This window comes from Halobacillus sp. SY10, from assembly GCF_045401165.1.
Lineage (GTDB): Bacteria > Bacillota > Bacilli > Bacillales > Halobacillaceae > Halobacillus > Halobacillus aidingensis.
The window spans coordinates 1,503,108-1,523,921 of sequence record NZ_CP174345.1 but is presented as its reverse complement, the minus strand read 5'-3'; the positions used below and the strand labels follow the sequence as shown (position 1 = coordinate 1,523,921).

The 20,814-nt window shown below is 45.4% G+C and carries 20 protein-coding genes and 1 pseudogene; 2 read left to right on the top strand and 19 right to left on the bottom strand.

Annotated elements, in window-relative coordinates; genetic code table 11:
- Nucleotides 1–46: 46 nt before the first annotated feature.
- The 15 genes from ACJA3J_RS07860 to dacB all read right to left on the bottom strand — a co-directional run bounded on the left by ACJA3J_RS07860 (nt 47) and on the right by dacB (nt 17,843).
- Nucleotides 47–478 carry a hypothetical protein gene (locus ACJA3J_RS07860; protein ID WP_406945945.1) on the bottom strand — a complete coding sequence of 144 codons (432 nt, stop codon included), beginning with the start codon at nt 476–478 and terminating at the stop codon, nt 47–49.
- A complete protein-coding gene (locus tag ACJA3J_RS07855; RefSeq protein ID WP_089650940.1) occupies nt 459–683 on the bottom strand; it encodes a helix-turn-helix transcriptional regulator in 225 nt (74 codons plus the stop codon). The genes ACJA3J_RS07860 and ACJA3J_RS07855 overlap by 20 nt, the downstream gene beginning before the upstream one ends.
- Nucleotides 684–1,052: 369 nt before the next feature.
- A complete protein-coding gene (locus ACJA3J_RS07850) occupies nt 1,053–1,322 on the bottom strand; it encodes a DUF3243 domain-containing protein (protein WP_089651127.1) in 270 nt (89 codons plus the stop codon).
- Nucleotides 1,323–1,463: 141 nt separating this feature from the next.
- Complete coding sequence (locus tag ACJA3J_RS07845; protein WP_406945944.1) at nt 1,464–2,621, bottom strand: M14 family metallopeptidase; 1,158 nt, start codon at nt 2,619–2,621, stop codon at nt 1,464–1,466.
- 156 nt (nt 2,622–2,777) lie between these two features.
- A complete protein-coding gene (locus ACJA3J_RS07840; protein WP_406945943.1) occupies nt 2,778–3,986 on the bottom strand; it encodes an aspartate kinase in 1,209 nt (402 codons plus the stop codon).
- A 23-nt stretch (nt 3,987–4,009) separates the two neighbouring features.
- A complete protein-coding gene (locus ACJA3J_RS07835) occupies nt 4,010–5,821 on the bottom strand; it encodes an IucA/IucC family protein (RefSeq protein WP_406945942.1) in 1,812 nt (603 codons plus the stop codon).
- A gap of 16 nt (nt 5,822–5,837) precedes the next feature.
- The gene (locus ACJA3J_RS07830; RefSeq protein WP_406945941.1) at nt 5,838–7,175 is read right to left on the bottom strand and encodes a lysine N(6)-hydroxylase/L-ornithine N(5)-oxygenase family protein; all 1,338 of its coding nucleotides are present in this window, start codon (nt 7,173–7,175) and stop codon (nt 5,838–5,840) included.
- Nucleotides 7,150–7,731, bottom strand: coding sequence for a GNAT family N-acetyltransferase (locus tag ACJA3J_RS07825; RefSeq protein WP_406945940.1), 582 nt, complete (start codon nt 7,729–7,731; stop codon nt 7,150–7,152). The genes ACJA3J_RS07830 and ACJA3J_RS07825 overlap by 26 nt, the downstream gene beginning before the upstream one ends.
- Nucleotides 7,721–9,475, bottom strand: a complete 1,755-nt coding sequence (locus tag ACJA3J_RS07820; RefSeq protein ID WP_406945939.1) for an IucA/IucC family protein — start codon at nt 9,473–9,475, stop codon at nt 7,721–7,723. The genes ACJA3J_RS07825 and ACJA3J_RS07820 overlap by 11 nt, the downstream gene beginning before the upstream one ends.
- Complete coding sequence (locus tag ACJA3J_RS07815) at nt 9,472–10,983, bottom strand: pyridoxal phosphate-dependent decarboxylase family protein (RefSeq protein WP_406945938.1); 1,512 nt, start codon at nt 10,981–10,983, stop codon at nt 9,472–9,474. The genes ACJA3J_RS07820 and ACJA3J_RS07815 overlap by 4 nt, the downstream gene beginning before the upstream one ends.
- A gap of 4 nt (nt 10,984–10,987) precedes the next feature.
- The gene (locus ACJA3J_RS07810) at nt 10,988–12,337 is read right to left on the bottom strand and encodes an aspartate aminotransferase family protein (RefSeq protein WP_406945937.1); all 1,350 of its coding nucleotides are present in this window, start codon (nt 12,335–12,337) and stop codon (nt 10,988–10,990) included.
- 291 nt (nt 12,338–12,628) lie between these two features.
- Entirely contained in the window at nt 12,629–13,576 is a 948-nt protein-coding gene (locus ACJA3J_RS07805; RefSeq protein ID WP_406945936.1) for an alpha/beta hydrolase, read from the bottom strand.
- The gene (locus tag ACJA3J_RS07800) at nt 13,573–14,208 is read right to left on the bottom strand and encodes a GNAT family N-acetyltransferase (protein WP_406945935.1); all 636 of its coding nucleotides are present in this window, start codon (nt 14,206–14,208) and stop codon (nt 13,573–13,575) included. Before ACJA3J_RS07800 ends, ACJA3J_RS07805 begins: the two co-directional genes overlap by 4 nt.
- Nucleotides 14,209–14,503: 295 nt before the next feature.
- A complete protein-coding gene (ltrA, locus tag ACJA3J_RS07795; RefSeq protein WP_406945934.1) occupies nt 14,504–15,760 on the bottom strand; it encodes a group II intron reverse transcriptase/maturase in 1,257 nt (418 codons plus the stop codon).
- Between the two features lie 586 nt (nt 15,761–16,346).
- Complete coding sequence (dacB, locus tag ACJA3J_RS07790; protein ID WP_406945933.1) at nt 16,347–17,843, bottom strand: D-alanyl-D-alanine carboxypeptidase/D-alanyl-D-alanine-endopeptidase; 1,497 nt, start codon at nt 17,841–17,843, stop codon at nt 16,347–16,349.
- Between the two features lie 332 nt (nt 17,844–18,175).
- On the opposite strand from dacB, the gene ACJA3J_RS07785 reads away from it, so the two are divergent.
- Nucleotides 18,176–18,787, top strand: coding sequence for a hypothetical protein (locus tag ACJA3J_RS07785; protein ID WP_406945932.1), 612 nt, complete (start codon nt 18,176–18,178; stop codon nt 18,785–18,787).
- A 77-nt stretch (nt 18,788–18,864) separates the two neighbouring features.
- Here ACJA3J_RS07785 and ACJA3J_RS07780 read toward each other — a convergent pair whose 3' ends face one another.
- The gene (locus ACJA3J_RS07780) at nt 18,865–19,209 is read right to left on the bottom strand and encodes a hypothetical protein (protein ID WP_406945931.1); all 345 of its coding nucleotides are present in this window, start codon (nt 19,207–19,209) and stop codon (nt 18,865–18,867) included.
- 378 nt (nt 19,210–19,587) lie between these two features.
- On the opposite strand from ACJA3J_RS07780, the gene ACJA3J_RS07775 reads away from it, so the two are divergent.
- Nucleotides 19,588–19,815: a hypothetical protein gene (locus ACJA3J_RS07775; protein WP_089650930.1), complete on the top strand. Its 228-nt coding sequence runs from the start codon at nt 19,588–19,590 to the stop codon at nt 19,813–19,815.
- Nucleotides 19,816–19,891: 76 nt separating this feature from the next.
- Here ACJA3J_RS07775 and ACJA3J_RS07770 read toward each other — a convergent pair whose 3' ends face one another.
- From ACJA3J_RS07770 to fosB, 3 genes and pseudogenes are all read right to left on the bottom strand, one after another.
- Nucleotides 19,892–20,107 (bottom strand): hypothetical protein, encoded by a 216-nt coding sequence (locus ACJA3J_RS07770; RefSeq protein ID WP_115822001.1) that lies wholly within the window; start codon nt 20,105–20,107, stop codon nt 19,892–19,894.
- Between the two features lie 77 nt (nt 20,108–20,184).
- Nucleotides 20,185–20,277, bottom strand: a pseudogene (locus ACJA3J_RS07765) (integrase); the annotation flags it as partial.
- Between the two features lie 107 nt (nt 20,278–20,384).
- Nucleotides 20,385–20,810, bottom strand: coding sequence for a metallothiol transferase FosB (gene fosB / locus ACJA3J_RS07760; RefSeq protein ID WP_406945930.1), 426 nt, complete (start codon nt 20,808–20,810; stop codon nt 20,385–20,387).
- Nucleotides 20,811–20,814: the final 4 nt, after the last annotated feature.

The window sequence follows — 20,814 nt, the reverse complement described above, 5'->3', positions numbered from 1 at the left end:
CCCGCACACATGGAGGTTCTTCCTTGTTGCGGGTTACATAGGAAAATTAATTGGATATCTCTTCTTCCGAGTTATTCTTTCTTAGTTTAAAGATATACAACACCGGAACCAGGAAACTGACGAAAATGATTCCTCCGATGAGAAGGCCGTTCCATACTGTCTGCCCATCTGAAAAGGATACGAACAAACCAATGATAGCGGAGAGCACACTGATGACCGTCAAGGATATATAAAGACTCTTAACAGGGGACCTCTGCCGTTCTTCATGATCGACACTTATGGTCATCGATAAATATGCATTTACAATAACTGAGACCATAAATACGATCCAGACCGGATTATTAGTCATCCCGTCTAACCCTTTCGTTGTAAGATCATAACCAAGAATCGCTAAAATCCCGAGTGTTTGAACGATGTAAACCACACGAATGTTTTTTAAGTTCTTCCACTGCAGCCGTTCATCCCTTATTTTCTTCAAAAGAATCGCTCCCCTTTTCCACCCAGAAAACTTCATCGAGGGTTTTATTCACGGCGTAACAAATTTCAAGACACAATTTCAAACTTGGATTATACTTCCCTTTTTCTATTAAACTGATGGTCTGCCTCGTCACACCGGTCTTTTCAGCCAACTGCTGTTGGGTGAGGTTTTTGCTCACTCTCGCCACTTTAACATGATTATCCATAAATACCTTCCCTTTCCACCAAACTATAACAGATACACCCCATAATGCAATATATATATTACATCCGTAGTTTTATGGTGACTGCCTCAGGTCTAAGAAAAATCAGTCCAGAGAAGGAATATAAAAATGAATCTCTTACACTTTTCAAACGTATGTAAAAGCAGAATCAAATCTTTTCATATGGAGGTGATCATCTTGTTTTTCCGAATCTTCCATAAAGCCAACCGACCGACAAAAATTGCTCTACTTTCAGGGTCCGTTTTATTATTAATCGCTGGTCTCATTTTTCTTATCTTTTAAAGCACTCGACAGTTATTCAAAAGAAAAATGAATAAAAAAAGCGCCCCAATGATGGAGACGCTTTACCTTCTAGTTGGTTTGATCCGTCAATTTAACCAATACATGAGCCATATGTTCACGTTCTTCTTTATTCGCTACATTCCATAATTCGTTTAAGACTTTCTCTTCACGGTTTCTCGGTTCCTCATGTTCAGCGAGGTAATCGGCTACCCGCTTGGCCCCTTTGGAAAGACCTTCTTCACCGAGTCCCAGCTTTTCTCCTTTTTGCACCTTGTCACCTAAATAATCTTTGAACGTTTCAAAATGTTGGAGAATATCTTCTTTCTTTTCTTCATTCATTTGTTTTGCTGCTTGTTTTGGATCGTGTACCAATGTGATTCCTCCCTTATTTCTTGTATAAAGACCATTTCCTTTTTCAGAATTTAGTAAACATTGGAAAGCGTCGGGTCCGCGCATCCACTTTCCTACATGTCTCCCTTCCTATTCATGGGAAGAATGAGAAGCAGAAGACTCGAGAATGTTTTCTTTTTTCAGCACAGATTCAATGGCTTCACAAGCTTCTTCCAAGACCGATTCTTTCCATTCCTTCTCTTTCGGATAGAACATATTCATCAACTCTTCCAGGATCCATTCCCTGCTTTCCTCATGTTCCGTACCTTCCCAATACAGTTGGTTTTCTAAGATGATCGTCGTAAATTCCCTCAGTTCCGCTTCACGGCTGGTTCCAAATGTACCAAACTCGAACAAGGCAGAGAATAGTGATGTAGAAGGATATTCCGCCTCTCTTAATTCATAAAAGTAATTCGTCGAATCGCCTTTGACGTCTTCTGGAGAAAACACTTGGATATTTTCCATGCCATAGGAAGCTTTCAGCTCATCTTCCTTTATGCCGTGCTTCTCGGAAATGACCATGGTCACTTCATTGGTCGGTCCAAGCGCTGTATGCCAGTCCATGTGAATGACTTTTTGGAATTGCCCAAGCAAATGCCTCTGCCATGTTTTGATATAGGAACCGGAAGGCTCTTCTTCATAACCGCCGAAATACACCCCGCGGTCGAACTGAAACTGCCCCATTCCTTTGGCTTGTTTGATTCCTTTATACCCCTCGTTCATCATCCCTTTACTCAAGGCTTCATACAGTTCCGTCTTCTCTTTAGAAATCACATCCACAGGTTTCTTCGGAAGAAAGATGTGACTTTCTTTTTCATAGTTTTCATTTAGATCATAAGGGATATCTGTTTCTTCTAAAAAGTAATTCCGGTTCAGATCGACATTATTTTCTGTGACTCTGCGAAAATGCCTCATGCCCCAAGGGTTGATGGCATGGACCAAACAAATCCCCGTCGTCGATGGATCGATGGATGCTAGGTAATGATCGACGAATAAATGAATAACAGCTGCTCCCGCGTATCCTTCAATTCCATGTTCACCCGATGTCAGCAGGGCCACTTTGTCGTTGGACGATGTCGCTTCCGCATAAATGACATCTATAGAGTTGTCTTCTTTTTCACCAATCGCATGTTGATAAAGCTTGGCTTCCGGCCAGACTTCTTGAACTTTGCTCAATAAACCTCTAAACGTTTCTCTCGATTCTTCATAATTATTTTTGAAATAGTTATTAATATCGATTACACTCACCATCCTTCATAGAAATAGACAAGACCTCTAAAACCAGCTATTTACTTTACTGAATCTCTCTAATGAATTTACCTTTCATTCAAAATCTCGAAACCTACGATAAAAAAATGCCCGTCCCCGCTTTAAATGAAGCGGGGGCGGGCATTCGAATGAATTTCAATAAGCAAGCGGAAATTTGTGATGGTTCACAGTCATAAAGGCATCATACACATGTCGAATCATATCCGATCCATATTCTTCTGGGACGGAAACACTCCATACCGCAGGATGACTGTCGATCGAATGGACGCCTTCCAAAGGCATGAACTTTTTTTCATTCATCAAGGCGGTCTGCTTCCTTTTTTCCTCCTCATTAACAAAAATCAGGTGGATGGCCGCTTTTTGAATCTCTGTTTGAATGGTTTGGACGCCTAATTGATCTTTGTATGAGTCAAGCATTGATATCGTCTGGTCGAGGTCGTCTTTCTTTACCACTGCGAGAAGCTCGTCTAGGTGTGCATGAACATCCTTTGTTCCGATCACACCAGAATCCTTCATCCGCCTCAAAATTTTTTCCTTTTTCATCCTTCTTCCAAAAAGACGGATATGACAGAGATTTTTTTGATACGTCACACCTGCGACTGAAGAAATAGATGTATCCTTTGATATCCAGGTCCCTTCGTGTTCACTGAAGCTCGAACGAATGACTAGAGGAACTTGATATTCTTTCGCATGGGCGACAGCACGCGGATGAATCACCCCGGCCCCCATTTCAGCCATGGTGAGCAGGCTGTCGTAATCCATGAATGAATATTTCCCTGCGTTTGGGATCACACGCGGATCTGCGGCATACACCCCATCGACATCCGTACAGATGTCACAGCGGTCCGCTTTCAGTGCTGCAGCCAAGGCAGCGGCCGTTGTGTCAGAACCGCCTCGGCCAAGCGTACAGAGTTCTCCGTTTGCGGCTACGCCTTGGAAACCGGCTACAATGACAACCTTTCCTTTTTGTAACTCCTGCTTCATGCACTTGGTATGAATCGCTGTGACCTTGGCGTTCCCGTGCAGGTATTCCACTTCAATTCCTGCCTGCTCACCGGTCATAGCGATAGCTGCCTGTCCTTTTTCTTGAAGGGCGAGCGCCATCAGCGCGCATGACACTTGTTCACCTGTAGATAAAAGCAAATCCTTTTCTCTTCCATTCGTACAGGAAGAGACTTCGCTGGAGAGCTGCTCTAGATGATTGGTGGAGTCTCCCATGGCTGAGACAACAACGACCATCTGGTTTCCTTTCTCTCGTTCACCGATGATGCGATTCGCTGCCTGTCTGATTTGTTCGGTTGTTTGGAGTGAAGTGCCTCCATATTTTTGTACAATGATCGCCACAATCCATCCCTCTTTTCGTCAGGTTATCCGATCGGCTGTTCTTTAAAAGCAGCCAGTGCGTTGGTTACTTTGCCAAATTCCGATGCATGCGGACGATCATCGCCATCGGCATAGCCATAATCGACCATCCGGTTGCGGTTCAGGCAAAGCTTCGTCATTTCCGGTTTGAAGAAGTCGAACAACTCAAATCGTTTCTTCAATTCAGGGAATCTGCTCTGGTAGTCGTGGATCGACTCTGCAAGCAGCTGCCAGAAGACTTCTTCATTTAATAGTTGGTGTTTTTCTAGAATATGGCTCAAATAACGCAGATGGCAGATGAAAAGTCCCGTAAAGATAAACTGCGTCAAGCCTTCCGGTGGTTCTGTACGCAGCACAGCTTTCATCTCTTCCGTTACGTGCGCAAGTTCAGGGAACGGCTGGTCCGTCACGTTCACATCATCGACAAAATCCTTGATGGCAAGACGATGGGGCTCGTTATTTTTCAGTACCAGAATCGTATTCTGCCCGTGCGGTGAAAAGACTGTCCCATATTTATATAAGTAGTGAAGCAAAGGATCCATGACAACTTTATAAAACTTCTTCATCCAATCTTCCGGATCCAATCCAGACGACTCGATCAACGATTGAATGAACGGTTTCCCATTTGGATCTTCGTGAACGAGCGCTGCAAGTGTGATGGCCTGTTCGCCGTCTTCCAGATACGTATAAATGCTTTCCCGCCAAATCGTCCCCAGCATTTCAAGGTATTGATACGGAGCTTCCTTAACGGCAGAGTAATGTTTATGATCCACATTGATACTGGCGTTTTCCCCCGGCAGAATCACCCGGCATTCATTCTTTAAAAATTCGTCTTGTTCATAGAGGCCCTTGATCCATTCAGTGACTTTCGGCGCGATCACTGTCCGTTCTGATGGCAGCCCTCGATACACAAGAGTGTTCAAAATACTCATTGGAAGCTTCACATGATGTTTCTCTTTATAACTTCTATTAACAAACGTACGGATCGACTGTTGAGGAAGATAAGCATCGTCGCCATCTCCAACTGCGATGATTTCCTTTTTCGCGATTTCCTCCGGGAAGTTCTGGATCAGCTGATTTTTCCACTGCCATTCATGGACAGGGAAAAAGTAATAGTCTTCCGGATCGCGGTTCTGTTTGCTCACCTCGGAAAAGAAGCGTTCCCTCTCTTGTTCACTTAACTCTTCTTTCAGAAGTGTTTCATAGCTGAGGTTCTCAACCGATTGGAAGGTTGCTAGATTTTTATGTGCCGCAATCCAGGAAAGCTGCACTTCCTGCTGGTGCTCAGGTGCAAAACGCAGGTAGTCATCATAACCGAAGCCGATTCTCCCCTTGTTGTAAGTAATCCACGGGTGCCCCTTCATGTAGCCTTCAAGCTCCGCATAATCGAGAGTCACAAGCTCATCAGACCCCCGATCTGTCTTTTGCATCAAATGCACATCAGCGATTAACGTCGCGTTCATCTCTTTAATCAGATGGCCGAGGGTTTCTGCGGACATGCCGATGATTTCCTTTAAATCGATCAGAAGTTCAAGCGCGTGATCCGCCTCTTCTTCGATCCCCTGCTCGACTTTTTTCAGTTCATCAACGGAGACATCAAAACTGTCGAACAAACGCTTTTCCGCAACGAACCGGTACGACTTTTCGCTGGAAACGGAAAGCTTGTACTCTATCGTTTTCCCGTCTTCTTGTAAAACTTCCGGCTGGATCATATCTTCATACATATATTCCGCGAACATTTTCGCCATTAACTGTTGATTGGCTTTCTTCCAACTGTCTGCGTTCAATTGTCCATGAATGTCCTGTTGAAATAACAAACCGATCCCCTCTTTCTTATGATTGATGTTGTGTGACCAAGGTCTTCTTCGTTCCGAATGTTTGGAAGACATTGTTTTCCTGTATCGAATAAACGTCTCTTTTCGCGATCCTGTTTATGATTACCGCATTGCGATGTGCGCCAAGTCCAAGATCAGGTGCGCCGACGCCGTGGGTATGGAGTTCTCCATTTTGGATAAAAATGTGCCCATCTGCCTTTAGGTCCGCAGCCAGGTCATAGCCTTTGTTCACGGCAAACCTGCCCTGCTCATCCCAAATGATGCTGTCCTTTATGCTTGAGAAAAAGGCAGGCACGCGAGGCTGATACCCTGTCCCTAAAATGACCAGATCCGCTTCCATCTCCACTGGCTCCTCTGTGACCTTCTGATAACCTTTTAAGCTCAAATGGCTCTCTTTCTGTTCGATGGACGTCACTTCGGTCATCGCCTGAAGATGGATCGAAGGATCGGCATTTCCGACCGTCCGTTCATAAAGATGATCATAAATAGCGGCGATGGTTTCTGCACTGATGCCTTTATAGAGAAGGTCCTGCTTATGTAACAGCTGGTCTTTCTTCCATTGAGGCAGCTCATAGAAGAAATCGATGTAATCCGGGGAGAAATACTCAAGCCCAAGCTTTGAGTACTCCATCGGAAAGAACCCTTGCGACCTTGTGTACCATTGAAGCGATCCGCCTGATTCTTCCTGGTACTTCGCTACATCAAGGAAAACTTCCGCCGCGCTCTGTCCCGATCCAATCACGGCGACAGACTTAGATAAGTCACACGATGGTTTTCTTTTCAAATATTCGCACGTATGAAAAACCGACTCTCCAAGGGCGTCTTGAAGTGCCTCCGGGACCCGGGGCTCCGTGCCAATGCCCATCACTATGTTTTCAGCTGTGTACGTGTGTTCCTCACCTGTGGAGGAATCGTGAGCGGTCACTTGATAGAGTGTCTTTTCACCGAGATCAGCGGTTGTCACATGGATGACTTCCTTACCGAACCGCAAACTGTCCAACCGGTCACTGACCCACCGGCAGTAATGATTGTATTCTTTCCTCGGGATATGGAACTTCTCCAAAAAATAAAAGTTATATAAACGGTTGTGTTCCTGCAGGTAATTCAAAAAGCTGTGCTTGTTGGTGACATCCGCCATACTGACAAGGTCTGCGAAAAAAGGCACCTGCAGCGTTGTCCCTTCCATCAGCAGATGAGGGTGCCATTGGAACTCTTCTTCTTTTTCCAAAAACACCGCGGACACATCCTCAACGCTATCCAGGAGGGCGGCCATTCCTAAGTTGAACGGCCCGAGTCCGATGCCGATGACATCAAAGATCTGCTTTTCTGTATTCATCGTTCCACCTCGATTCAAATGCTTCTCGTTGACAAAACATTAGCTGTGCCTCTTTATCCGGCAGCTGTATGGGCGCAATCGGTGCGAACCCGCATTTTTTAAAAATATGGATCATTTTGTCATTCCGTATATCTGGTTCTGCCACGACTTTCGTTGTCGCTTCATGCTGAAACTGAAAACGCACCATCGTTCTCAGAAGAGGCAGGGCAAACCCCGAACCGAGGTAATCCTTTTCCCCGATCAACAGATGGATGCCTTGGTCGTAAGCTTTGGGTGTGTACGCGTTTTCTATCACATCCCCTTTGACCCAGTAAGCTTCCCAATAGCTCATCACTTCCCCGTCGATCAGGCCGAGGTACAGCGTCTGATGGGTGTCGGCCACTGCCTTCTGAAAGTGTTTTTCAAACCGGTCAAAAGGGAGATTCAACTGCCAGAAAGGATGCACGTGTTCTTCATTCATCCACTTATGAACCAGCGCGACATCTTCCATTTGAGCTTTCCGAAACGCAATCGTGCGCTGGATTGTTTCATCATAAATCTCAAACTCAATGCTCATGGCCGACTCCCACCTTTGCAGCGAGCGGGTTAGCAACCGCTGTATAAACCGACTGCGCTTCCATCGGACCGACCAGTTCATCCATATCATACAAACGCGTCAATAGGTTGGCCTTACAAGGAAGCTTGCTTTCTTCCAATAGACTTTGGACCAGGGAGGTTGGAAGATGCTCCATCAAACGGCTGCGAAGAAGGTCGATCAATTTTTCTTCATCGACCAATCGACTGACGCCGAATCCATTGATCAGCCCATATAAATGATTGAAAAAGAAATAATAGCGCAGACGTTCATCCGCGACGTCATCCTCACAGATCGTATCGCTTTTGCTATTTAATGAAGGAAGCAGTTCTGTGAGTTGATCCGCTTTGGACCGACTGAAGTAATAGCCCTGGTTATCCCTGTAATAAAACTTGGAAGGATACCCTTGTTCCAGCCTGACAACAGAGTTCTGCTGATGGGCTTCAAGGGCGATCCCGTACGTGTGATGCAGCCAGAGAATAGGCTCCAGGCTGATCGACAAATACTTGTCAAACCAATCGAGACTGACCTCTTCCAACGATCTTCCTTCGCTCTCAGCAATACTTCGGATGATCGCGGAGATTCTGGACTTCCCTCCATACGCATGATCCTGGACGAGCCCTGCCACAAGAGTCACCTGCTCATCATCGTCGTAAAAAGGATTTTCCCTTAACGAAACTTCAAACCCTGAAGTTTCGTTCGTTAAACGGAGGTTGATCGACGCAGGGTCTTTCATCATATGGAAATTCGGATGATGCTTCTTCATTTGCTCTCCAAGCTCTGTATCGAGCAAACGCGAAACTTCCACCCCTCTCGCCAGTTCCTTCGGCTGGTTCGCCCTTAAGGAGTTCGTAATTTTGACCGGGACAGAGAATTTGTACATAAACCGGGAAGATTCACTGTACAGCGTCCGGAACGAAGAGGTAGCCGTAAACCGGACACCCGCTGGTCCAAGGTGTTTGATATCTCCAGAATCAAGATAACCTTGGACTTCCGGATCTTTTAATACAACGGGCACTTGCAGGGGATGCATAGGAAGTAAAAGTCGGCCTTTGTTCCATTCCTTCACTAGTGGGTCCGCCCCTTCCGTATCTTTGACGCCTTCGAAGATGCAGGCGGATGCGGGACGATCCAAACTGGAATCTTCTTCAACAAGATCAGGGTTCACACTGAAATAGTGGAGCTGGAAACGCCCTTTATATTCAGGTGAATATTCACGGTCCTCATTATCGGTCAGGCCTTGTTTGCTTTTCGGGGTCGGATGAAGCAAATGCCCGAACAGTAGCGACTGTTCCGCTTCGATAAATGTAAAATCTTCGTCCATCAGCTGGTGACGATCTTCGAATCTTGCAACTACATAATCTTTCATTTTCTTGCAGCTGAGCAGGACACGCAGGACGAGCTCATCTTCTGCCCATTCCTGTCCATTGCCGATGAGCCATTCTTTCACAAGGAGGGTGGTCATCGTGACATAATCAAGAGTATGGGTTTCTTCCTTTCCTTCTGTTTGATAGGTCATCGGAAAGTCAAACAGATGCCTCCCCGTTAACGACCAATAGTTTACAGGTACATGGATGACCAAGTGTTGTCGGACCAAAGGAATGCGCAGCATTTTTTCATTCATTTCGCCAACATCCATCCCCTCATAGTTGCCTGTTTCTCTTAAATAACAATTAAGAAAGCTTTGCATTGTGGCCATTTCTGCGATTTCTTTTGCTTTATTCAATGAGGTGTCCCTCCTAATATCTGTTTCGCTGTATTTTCAATCTCATCAATCACGGCCAACACATCTTCTTCCGTCGTACGTGGATTCAAGAGCGTAAATTTCAAATAGGTTTCTCCTCGGACTGATGTTTTCGCAATCACGGCCGTTCCTTCGTTGAAAAGTTTTTGCTGTATTTTCCGGTTCAAATCGCTCACATCAAGGCTTCCCTCCGGCTGGTACTGAAACACGACGGCCGAAAGTTCAGGAGATGGATTTTCTACCCGGAAAGCCTCGCGACGCCCGAGTTCCTCTGCAGCAAAGCTCGAGACTTCCATCGTCCGGTCCACCATACTCCCTAATAACCGCGTCCCGAGTACTTTCAAGGTCAAAAGAACTTTTAACGCATCAAACCTGCGCGTCGTCTGGATGCTTTTATTCACAAGGTTCACGATGCCTTCTTCTTCATCTTCTACAGGATTCAAGTAATCGGCATGGTGTGATAACAACCGCAGGTGCTTCCGATCTTTGACCGCAAACATCCCGCAGCTGATCGGCTGAAACAGCCATTTATGGAAATCGAGCGTCACCGAATCCGCACGGTCTATGCCTGCAAGCTTCCCATCGTGCTTCTCACTAAGCAGAAGCCCTGCTCCGTATGCGGCATCCACATGAAGCCAGAGGCCTTTTTCTTCACAAAAGTCAGCCAGACCCTCAAGCGGATCGATGCTTCCATAATCTGTCGTCCCACATGTACTGACGACCGCATACGGCAGAAGTCCATCCTGCTCCAATTGTTCAACCGTACGTCTAACCTCATCCAGATCCATCCGATGGTCATCAAGGACGGGAACCGGAACGACCGCCTTCTCGCCAAGACCAAGCTGAGAAACTGATTTTTTCACAGAAAAGTGAGCTTCTTCTGAACAAAGGACCCTCATCTTTTTGAACGATTCCGGCAGTCCATCTCTTTGGACGATGTGCTCCCATTTCGATCGACAAAACGCATCGCGGGCGAGCAGCATTCCCATGTAGTTGGACTGTGTCCCGCCACTTGTAAACACACCGTCTCCTCGATCCGAAAAGCCAATCCGCCCGCACCAGTACCGGCTTAATGCTTCTTCCACATAAGTCGCTGCCGGGCTTTGATCCCAGGAGTCCATCGATTGGTTTAACGCCCCGATGATCAATTCCGCCAACACGCCCGGTAAAACGGGAGGGCAGTGCAAGTGGGCCATACTCCTTTCGTGGGAAACGTGGAGGCTGTTTTTTATGACAGGTCCTTTGATTTCCCGTAGGACTTCATGCAGCGCCTGCGGTTCTTCTGAAAGATCCAGGATCCCGCGGAGCTCCTGCTGGATGTCTTGAACGGTCTTTCCTTCCAACGGACAATCAACGTCCTGCAACACGTCAGCAATTGTATCGACGACGAGTTCGACATGGTTTCGAAAATGCTCTCCCCCGAACTCCCCGTGTTGAAGGAAAAATGAGTCGAATGCGGTAGCTGCTAATTGAGTCGTTGTGGTTCCCATTCACTCACTCCGAAACAGCAGCAGCGACAGATTTATTGAAGATGGAAATGATCGTATCGACCTGCTCTTCTGTAATGATGAGTGGTGGTAAGAATCGGAGCACAGACCCATGACGGCCTCCACTCTCAAGAATCAACCCACGGTCAAAACAGGCTTTTTGAATCCGGCTCGTCAAATCAGGGTCTGCTGGATAACTGCCCTCCATGCCGGCTTTACCAGATGGATCGACGATTTCCACCCCAAGCATCAGGCCGCGTCCACGGACGTCTCCAAGCTGCGGATAATCCTTTTGCAGTTCGCATAACGCTTGGAAAATCTTCCCGCCCATCTCTTTTGCATGTGTAGAAAGCTTGTGCTCTTTAATGTATTGGAGGGTGGCTGTTCCTGCAGCCATCGCCATCTGATTACCACGGAAGGTCCCAATATGAGCGCCGGGCTCCCATGCATCAAGGTCACGGTCATAAACGACAACTGATAACGGGAGACTGCCACCGATTGCTTTAGAAAGCACAAAAGCATCCGGGACAATGCCAGCATGTTCGAAGGAGAACATTTCTCCTGTCCGTCCGATCCCTGTTTGAACTTCATCGATAATCAATGGAATGCCACGTTCTTTTGTGATCCGGCGCATTTCCTTCAGCCACTCGATGGGCGCTGGAATGGAACCACCTTCTCCTTGAACGGTTTCAAAAATCATCGCTGCCGGAGGAAGAATGCCGCTTTCCGGATCGTCCAGCAATCGTTCAATATAGGCGGCACTCAGCTCTGCTCCTTCTTTTCCACCTTTTCCAAAAGGACAGCGGTAATCATAAGGGTATGGAAGGAAATGCGTATCAGGCATCAGTCCCTGTACTCGCTTTTTCGGTCCGAGGTTTCCACTGATCGCCATCGTTCCGTGGGTCGCACCGTGATAACCGCCCTGGAAGGTAAGAATGCTTTGTCTACCTGTCGCTGTTTTGGCAAGCTTTAACGCCGCTTCAATCGCATCGCCTCCGGTCGGTCCGCAAAATTGAACCTTCGCCCGGTCCCGAAACCCTTCTGGAAGACTGGAGAAAAGCTCATCCACAAATTGTTCTTTCACTTCTGTCGTAAGATCGAGTGTATGTAAGGGCAGTTTATCGTGAAGCACTTTTTCCATCGCTTCAATGACCACCGGATGATTATGTCCTAAAGCAAGTGTCCCCGCTCCGGCTAGACAGTCGATGTACCGGTTCCCCTCCATATCTGTGAGGTAGACCCCTTCTGCTTCCTGAATTGCTAATGGGAAACGGCGCGGGTAAGACCGTGCATTCGATTCCCGTTGATTTTGTTGATTCAATAATTCCTGATTGGATTTCTTTATATGAACACTCATGTAATTCCACTCCTTTTCGTTTGCTCAATGGCTTACCGCTATACTATTTGATAATGATTATCAATGTCAACACTAATTGAAAACCATTATCATTCTCAATTGTGTCCTTACACTTTGATACAGAGCGGTTTTTGGCGGATATTCGATTCGATTATTTTTCTGATAATTAAGGAATTCGTCATGAATAAAAACAGGCGGTTTTAACTATAAAGGACCCCGTTTCTAGTATTTTCTTCCCCTGTGTAAAATTGGGTAAAAAAAGTCCACCTCCGCGAACGAAGGTGGAACACGTTATTCATGCAGCATCTCTTTCAGTGTTCTCGTCATTTTTTCCAAGGCTTCTGCCGAACGATCGACGACGCCCGCCATATTGATAAAACTGTGGACGAGATCTTCAAAATGGAAATGATTTACGGACACTCCTGTGGCTTGGAGCCTGTCAGCATATACAAATGCTTCTTCTCTGAGCGGGTCGTATTCTGCTGTAACCATCAATGTCGACGGTAACTCGGCCATGTTTTGGATCCGCAGTGGTGAAACAAACACATCCCGCCCATCTTCCTCCTCTTTCAAATAGTGCTGGAAAAACCATTTCATTTTTTCATTCGTCAAGTTGTATGTATAATTCGCCCTGTACGATTCCGTATCGAAGTTATAATCCAACACAGGGGTAATCAGAAATTGATGAGAAATCTCTATCTCCTCATCGTCCCTGAAATAAATTGCCGAAGCAGCAGCCAAGTTACCACCAGAGCTTTCCCCACCTACGGCCAGCCGCTTGAGGTCAATGTTCCATTGATGAGCCTCATTCGCAACCCATGTGACCGCATCCAAAGCATCGTGGAAAGCTGCCGGATATTTATGTTCAGGGGCTAACCGGTAGTCAACGGAGGCCACAACTGTTTGCGCATGACGGGAAAAGTACCGGCACACGTTGTCTGAACTGTCGACGTCCCCGAACACCCAGCCGCCGCCGTGAAAATAAACAAGGACAGGAAATGGTCCTTCCCCTTCAGGCGTATAGATTTTCACCGGGACTTCATTCCCTGATCTGCCCTGAAAAGAAGAGTCATCCACGGCCACTCCGCCGACAGACATATCTTTAAAATATCCCCTGGCCACCTTGTAGTACTCTCTTGATTGTTTAGGGGTCAACTGGTCCAGTGGTGGATGTTCAAGCTCGATCATCCGATCCCCAATGGTTTTGAGTAAGTGAAGGACTTGTGCATCTACTTTCATACCACCAGCTCACTTTTAGACGCCTTCATCCTTGTCAACGTCTGGATTTCAACATCATTGTCCTGCAATGATTTTTCAAATGCCTCTTTCGCTCCCACAATTAAAGACGCTTGTTTCCCATGTAAATTAATGCGGCCCAGATTTTCTCCCCCGACCTTTTTCAAAATTGGTATCACAATCCGGTTGCGACGGTCAGGTTCCCCGATGATTCTTTTCGCTTGGTAACGTTCAAATAGGAAATAGATCATCGCACGAACGATGGATAGACCGTCATCCATATTCAATAACGGACGAGGGCCAATTAAGAGATGCATGCCTAAATCACCGTTCTGATAGGCGTAATAGTCTCTAATCGGATCCTTTTCAATCGCATACGCAATCAGATAACAAACAGGCTCGCCATTGTATGTACCGATGTAAGCATCCTTATGTTCAGCTTCTATGGACTTCCGTACCCAAGGACGCAGCTCCTCCATAGGAAGGTTCAGCTTCCAAAATGGTGAAATATGTTTTTGATGCATCCAGTCATGCAGCAGTCCTACGTCTTTTTCTTCCAAGGGACGAAAAGAAAAAGCATCTTCCTTCGCTCCATTTTTCATCTTTAGTTCTGTACGATCAGTAGTATCGCTCATTTTTTCTCCTCCTTAAAACAAATGATAACGATTTTCATTATCATTTGGTGTTGATTATAGAGAAAGGTGGAAGAAAGAGCAACAAAACTTTTGAACTATACGTCCACTCATCAGAAATCTTAAAGCAGAAAAATTCCCCCTTTGTTTCCCAGGAAAGTACGGATTCATAGGCACAAACCGTCTGTTTAAATTAATTCCATATACCCAAAAAGAATGTAATAGAGATAGGGGGAGGTGACTAACCTCCATCCCTCTCACACCACCGTACGTACGGTTCCGTATACGGCGGTTCCAATCATGTCTGACGAATAAATTTGTATCTTAAGACAATACTCTTCAGCCCTAGGCGCCACCAATAGGTGGTGCCTAGGGTTTTGTGTAAGACGGGACTTCTCGCAATTCGCCAGTAAGCCTTCCGTGAGTTTCCCCATTCGTGGGCTTTCTGCGGAGAGATTCCCAGTTTGATCAGTTTCCTGATTTTCGTTTTGGGAAGTCTCCATTCTTTCCAGCGAATCATTCGAAGTCTTCGATGAAGCCATGATTCCAACTCTTTCAATACACTTAGTGTGTCAATTAGGCTATAATAATTCATCCATCCTTGTAGGAATAGATTAAGCTTCCTCACTCGATTCTCCATCGATATTCGTTCTTTTCGTGAAGTAAGACTTCGGACTCGGTTCTTAAACCGTTCGATTGAACGCTTAGCTAATCGAATCTTAGGGATTCGATTAGGAGTGAAGCTGAACCCCAGAAGTTTTCTCTTCCAAGGTCGGTCCACGGCACTCTTCTCGCGGTTTACCTTCAGTCGTAATTTCTTCTCGATGAAAGATGTGATGGACGCCATCACCCTTTCCCCTGCACGCTTAGACTTCGCGTAAATATGAAAGTCATCCGCATACCGAACGAACTTGTGACCACGCTTTTCCAGTTCTTTATCCAGCTCGTCTAATACGATGTTGGAAAGCAACGGACTGAGGGGGCCTCCTTGAGGAGTCCCTTCCGTATTTGGGCTTACAAGACCCTGTTCCATAATACCTGCTTGAAGGTATTGTCGGATAAGGTAGAGAGCGTTCTTATCCTGGATACGGTTGGATAGGGTTGCCATAAGTCGGTCATGGTTGACTTTATCGAAGAACTTCTCCAAGTCCATGTCCACGACCCAGCGGTATCCTTCTTGGATGTACTCTTTTGCCTGACGGACAGCTTGGTGGGCATCTCGATTTGGACGGAACCCGTAGCTGTATTCCGAAAAGGTCGGGTCATACATCTCGGATAGTTGTTGGGCGATTGCCTGTTGAATAAATCGGTCTGTCACCGTGGGGATGCCCAGCTTCCTCTTTCCGCCGTCTGGTTTCGGGATTTCGACTCGACGTACCGGTTGAGGTTGGTAGGTTCCCGACCGCAGGCTTTCCACTAATGATGTCCACTCTTCTTTTAAATGCGTACGTAGGGATTTTACGGGCATTTGATCGACACCGTGGCTTCCTTTATTCTTTTCTACACGCTTGAGCGCTTGAAGTAAATTCGGTCGTGACAGTACACGATTTATCATAAGATACATTCCTCCGTGAATGACGTTTCCTCTTGTGCCATCCTCGCCTCTCCGCCCTGTCTCAGGTCCCCCACGGACTTCACCGTTTCCTCCCTGAGAAGGTGTTTCGTTTTCTGCTTCAACGAGGGGATGAACGCCTGGACGTCATTCTCCATAATTGATTCAGTCCTTCTTTGGCATCTTAAGCTACCAAATACTACGACTTCGGCTGACTTCTGCCGGTTCAGCTCCTCATCACTGAGAAGGTTACGAAGAGTCCTTCGCTTTCCCGACAGACCTCCCCGGGTAAGAGCATAAACTTCCCTTCCATATCCCCGCCTCATTTACTGCCTACCCCTTTGGTCGTTGGGACTTTATCTTGTTATGCAGACTCATCCCAGATAGACAGCCTTGTATGAGATTTGTGTTCCTCGGGGCAGAAGTTTGCCTCCGGCTTCCTTCAGGTTCCAGGTCGCCCTGGACACCCTTGCCTTTAGCTAACGGCTACAACGACCTTCGCCGTTCGGGACTTGAACCCTAGAGTTTATGCCCATGCCGGGCACACATAAAAGAGAGACTTCCTCTACCCGAGGAAGTCCCTATCAGCTTATTCTCCACTGTCCTGTTCATACTCAGCCAGCGTCACAGCAATTTCATCTTCAATATCCTTTACAGAACCTAGATAATTGTTCAACACAATCGAAAAGATGAACTCTTCCCCATCGGCTGACGTCACATATCCAGATAGCGATGTTACTCCCGTCAAAGAGCCCGTTTTAGCGCGCACGTTATCTTCGGCAGCTGTATCATTCATGCGATAACGAAGCGTACCACCAACAAAACGTTCCCCATTGCCTGCGACCGGAAGAGAATTCCAATAAGCAGGGAACCACTCTTTATCTTTCACCTGGTACAAAAGGTTGGAAATTTCATTGGCTGGAACCATGTTCACATGGGACATCCCGGACCCGTCACGAAGCCGCATCGTATCCGCATCAACGCTATTGTCAGTCAAGAAATCTTCCACAACCTCCAACCCTTTATCCCAGCTTCCTTCATCATGAACCACTTTTCCCATCTCTTTAAGTAATACTTCCGCATGGCCGTTATTACTGATTTTCATAAACGGGATAAACAATTCTTCAAGAGGGATGGATTCCTTAGAGATCACTACTTCTGCAGCCTCCGGAGTTTTACCGTCTACAACCTCTTTCCCTTTCACTTTGATTCCCTCATCTTTTAAAGCTTTGTGGAAGAGGTTCAGCGCGAGACCCGTCGGTTCGGAGACCGCAATCCATGACCTTGAACGGCTTCCATCCACTGGGATCGTTCCTTCTATGACAATTTGATTTGTCTCGTGTTTACGCTCAATGGAAATGTCTTTCGATTGATCGGAAGGTACAGTTGTGGCACGGTTTACGATTTCCACATAATCGTTTTCAGGCGTCACCTTAATTTCTGCCGGTTCCCCAACCGTATCAGACGGATGAGCCGCTACAATGACCGTCCCCGCATCATAATCCTCATTCGGGGAAACCGTCAGTGCAGATATTTGAGCACCGGTATAGTTGGTTTCATCATTCCAGGCAATATCTTCGGATAAACGAATATCATCATACCACGTATCATCTGCGACAAGGTCACCTTTCACTTCCCGGATCCCTTTCTCTTTTAACGACCGGGCCATAGCAGCGAAGTCCTTTTCCATCAAGGTCGGATCGCCTTTCCCTTTGACATACAAGTCACCGTGAAGTTTCTTTCCCTTAATATCCCCATCTGCCAGGATCTCTGTCGTAAACGTATAATCCGGCCCAAGGACTTCCATCGCCGCAGCCCCCGTCAACAACTTCATATTCGATGCAGGCTTTAGACGAATATCCCCATCATGTTCGTAAATCATTTCACCCGTCTCTGCAGATCGAATACTCACCCCGGCAAGCGCGCCATCCAGCTCTTCATCCATCAAAATCTTATTGATTTCATGCCCGAGGTCATCATTTTCTGCGTTCACTCCCGTGCTTTCATTCGTTTGAAAAGGAGTGACGATTAAAAAAGAAGCCATCATTAAAACAACCATTTGTTTCCACCGAAATGGATTCATCATTATGTATATTCCTCCTTGAAAATTATGGATAACTCTAACCTTAGCAAAAATGACAGAAAATTATAACTATTATTTAGAATAAGAATGAAAACAGTGCCATAGTCGCAGTCTTTAATACTTAACCCTTTTTTATACCGTCTTTTTCCATTCTCTCACTCCCTCACTTCTAATAAGGTGAAGCGGGAGTATAGATCTGTAATGTCCGGTCTATATTCTAAAAATGAAAAAACAGTGAATGAAATTAGGCAAATTCACCAATTCGTAAGAAACGATAGGCGAAGATGCCGGAATTGAATAGGATGAAGAGATGTATTCAAGGGAGGCGAACGTTTATGTATCATATGAATGCTTATCCACCATATTTTCATCAGCGTCAGCAAGGGGCCATGATCTGCTTTCCACAAGGGCAGGGAGCTCAGATGCAAGGAGGCATGCAGGGAACGATTACAGGGGAAAACGGTGAAGAAATGACCCTCACCTGCTACCCTTTATATCCTCAGGCTGGGTCTCAGAATGGAGCAGGAAATCAAGGAAATGGAACCAGTAACGGTGAATCCGGTAGTGAGGAAAATGGAAGCGGTGAAAGTGGCGGAATGCCGCAGTCACCTCAGAGTCCGTCCCAGGGGCAGAGCGGAAGTGGAAATGGCAACGGGATGATGCCGGGGTTCCCCGTTCCCGGGCAAAATGGGAATGGAATGATGCCGGGATTTCCTATGCCGGGCCAGAACGGGAATGGAGCCACACCTGGATTCCCCGTTCCAGGACAAAATGGTGGTGGCAGCGGAAGTGGGATGATGCCAGGGTTCCCGCAGCCGGGTGGAAACCAGGGAGGAATGCCAGGCGGAGGAATGATGCCAGGACTTCCAGGTATGGGAGGTCAATCACGCGAATATTTAGAACCAGCACCTTGGAGCTATCACGATTCCCATCATTACTACAAATAGATCATTTGGTGCCTGCCAAGAAAGACTCCACAGAAAGGCAGGCACGCTCCTTTAATTCAAAATGTATTCCACCACATTTAATCTTGGTTGAAAAAATCCAATGAAAAACCAAGTATTCCTTTCTTGTTCAACTCCATTCCTAAAACTCCATCAGCTACCTGAACCTTATAAAGGTATTTCTCTAGATCTAGGTTAGAGCCGAAAATTTCAACCTTTATTTGATTGTTCGCTCCTTTTATGATTTGAACATCAGCGGTTGATGTATCGATATCAATTGAATGTACTTCCTCTCCTGAAAATGCTTGTTCGTTATGAACCTCCTCCGCATCTTTCCCTAACGCACTTGTCAGACGTAAAGAAACGATTCCCCCTATTACTCCTAGAATCAAGGTTAAGCTTACAGCCCAGGCTATTTTTTTCATTTCCGTTTCCCCTTGAAATGGTCGGCACGTTTTTCCGTTTCATATGTAAATCCTACATTAACCATTCCAATATTCCCATAAATTAATTGGTAATTTAAGGAAAATTATTAAGCCTTAACAACCTGCTTTACATTATCTTTTTCACAAAAGACACACTCCCAACGAGAGTAGTCCTCTGTTTCCTGTGTAAAACAGTCTTTCTCTATCAACCATGAAGAAAATTATGATGAATACTCCATATATTTAAACGCTTTATAATAATTATTTTTTAAAAAATTGTAAATTCAGCATAATCTACTTAACGAACAAAGAAGAGAAGAGTAAAATCCAATATAGAGATGTGCTACTCTGGGTTGTTAGAAAAAAGGAGACTACTAAATGAATATAAAAAACATTTACGATCGGCTTAATAATGAAAAAATCGTAGGCATGTACTATAAGGTTTTAACGGAAATCTTTAATGGTACTTTATCGGATGTAATGTTCAACGAAGTAGACTTATTAGAAACCATTGCTGCAAAGAGAGGAATACAACTTTCTTATTTCAGATTCCAAGAACATATGAACAGTCCTTCTAAAGTGATGATACTGATACGATTCCATTGAGCATTTGATACTGAGTCCATGCCTATACTAAAAAAAGCCTCCCTGTAATGGAAGGCTTGATCATGCACGATGGACCTTATCTTCGTAAAGGTATTTTACTTGAATTCACCACAGGTTTATTATTTTCCTCTTCACCTTTTAATAATTTATAAATCTTAGTCAGTTGATGGAAGATTCCTAATAAAACCCCCAGTACTGCTCCTAACAATAACGTGTTTCCAAACCCTTCGGGGATAATTCCCAAAAAGAATGCGATGCCAATGCTAATCGCCATGTATATCAAAACAACCACAGGACTCCCCCTTTATATATTAGGTGTAAAGAAACAGGATTTACTATGAATCACGAAGGCATACATAAAACCAATCGTTATTCTTTGGACAACATTTTTCTTATCATTCTCATCTGCCCTCTATGATTGATCTCATCTTCAAAGACATGAAACCAAATGAAAGAGTTGTTTGAAGAATGATGATTCCATATCCGGTCCTCGTACAACCAATCATCGGTCCGTTGCCAAAGTTCGTCAAGATTCATCATCCAACGGCTCCTTTTCTGACTATGTACATTCATAAATCATAAAAAGTCATATGAGGTTTTGCCTCTTTGTAATAGTCGATCCTTTCTTTCCGTGTCCCTGTGTGAAATTCGAATTTATGACCATCGGGATCCGTAAAATAGATGGACCGTTTATCCCTCTTTTCACGCTCCCGTCCCGGAAGGATAGGCACGCCCAGGCTGACCAGCTCCTCATAGGCGTCATCAAAGTCACATTCTCTAATCGTGAAAGCGGTGTGGGTATAGGAAGCTGAAATTTCATTTCTAGGAATATCTTTTTCTTCATTTAATGCAAGCCACATCCCCTGCAGATCAAAATAGGCGGTCGATTTTCCTCTAACTAATAACTCGGCTCCTAAGACTTTTTCATAGAAAGTGATGGATGTTTCTAAGTCAGATACTGAAAAAAGAAAGTGGTTAAGCCCCTGGATTTTCATAAAA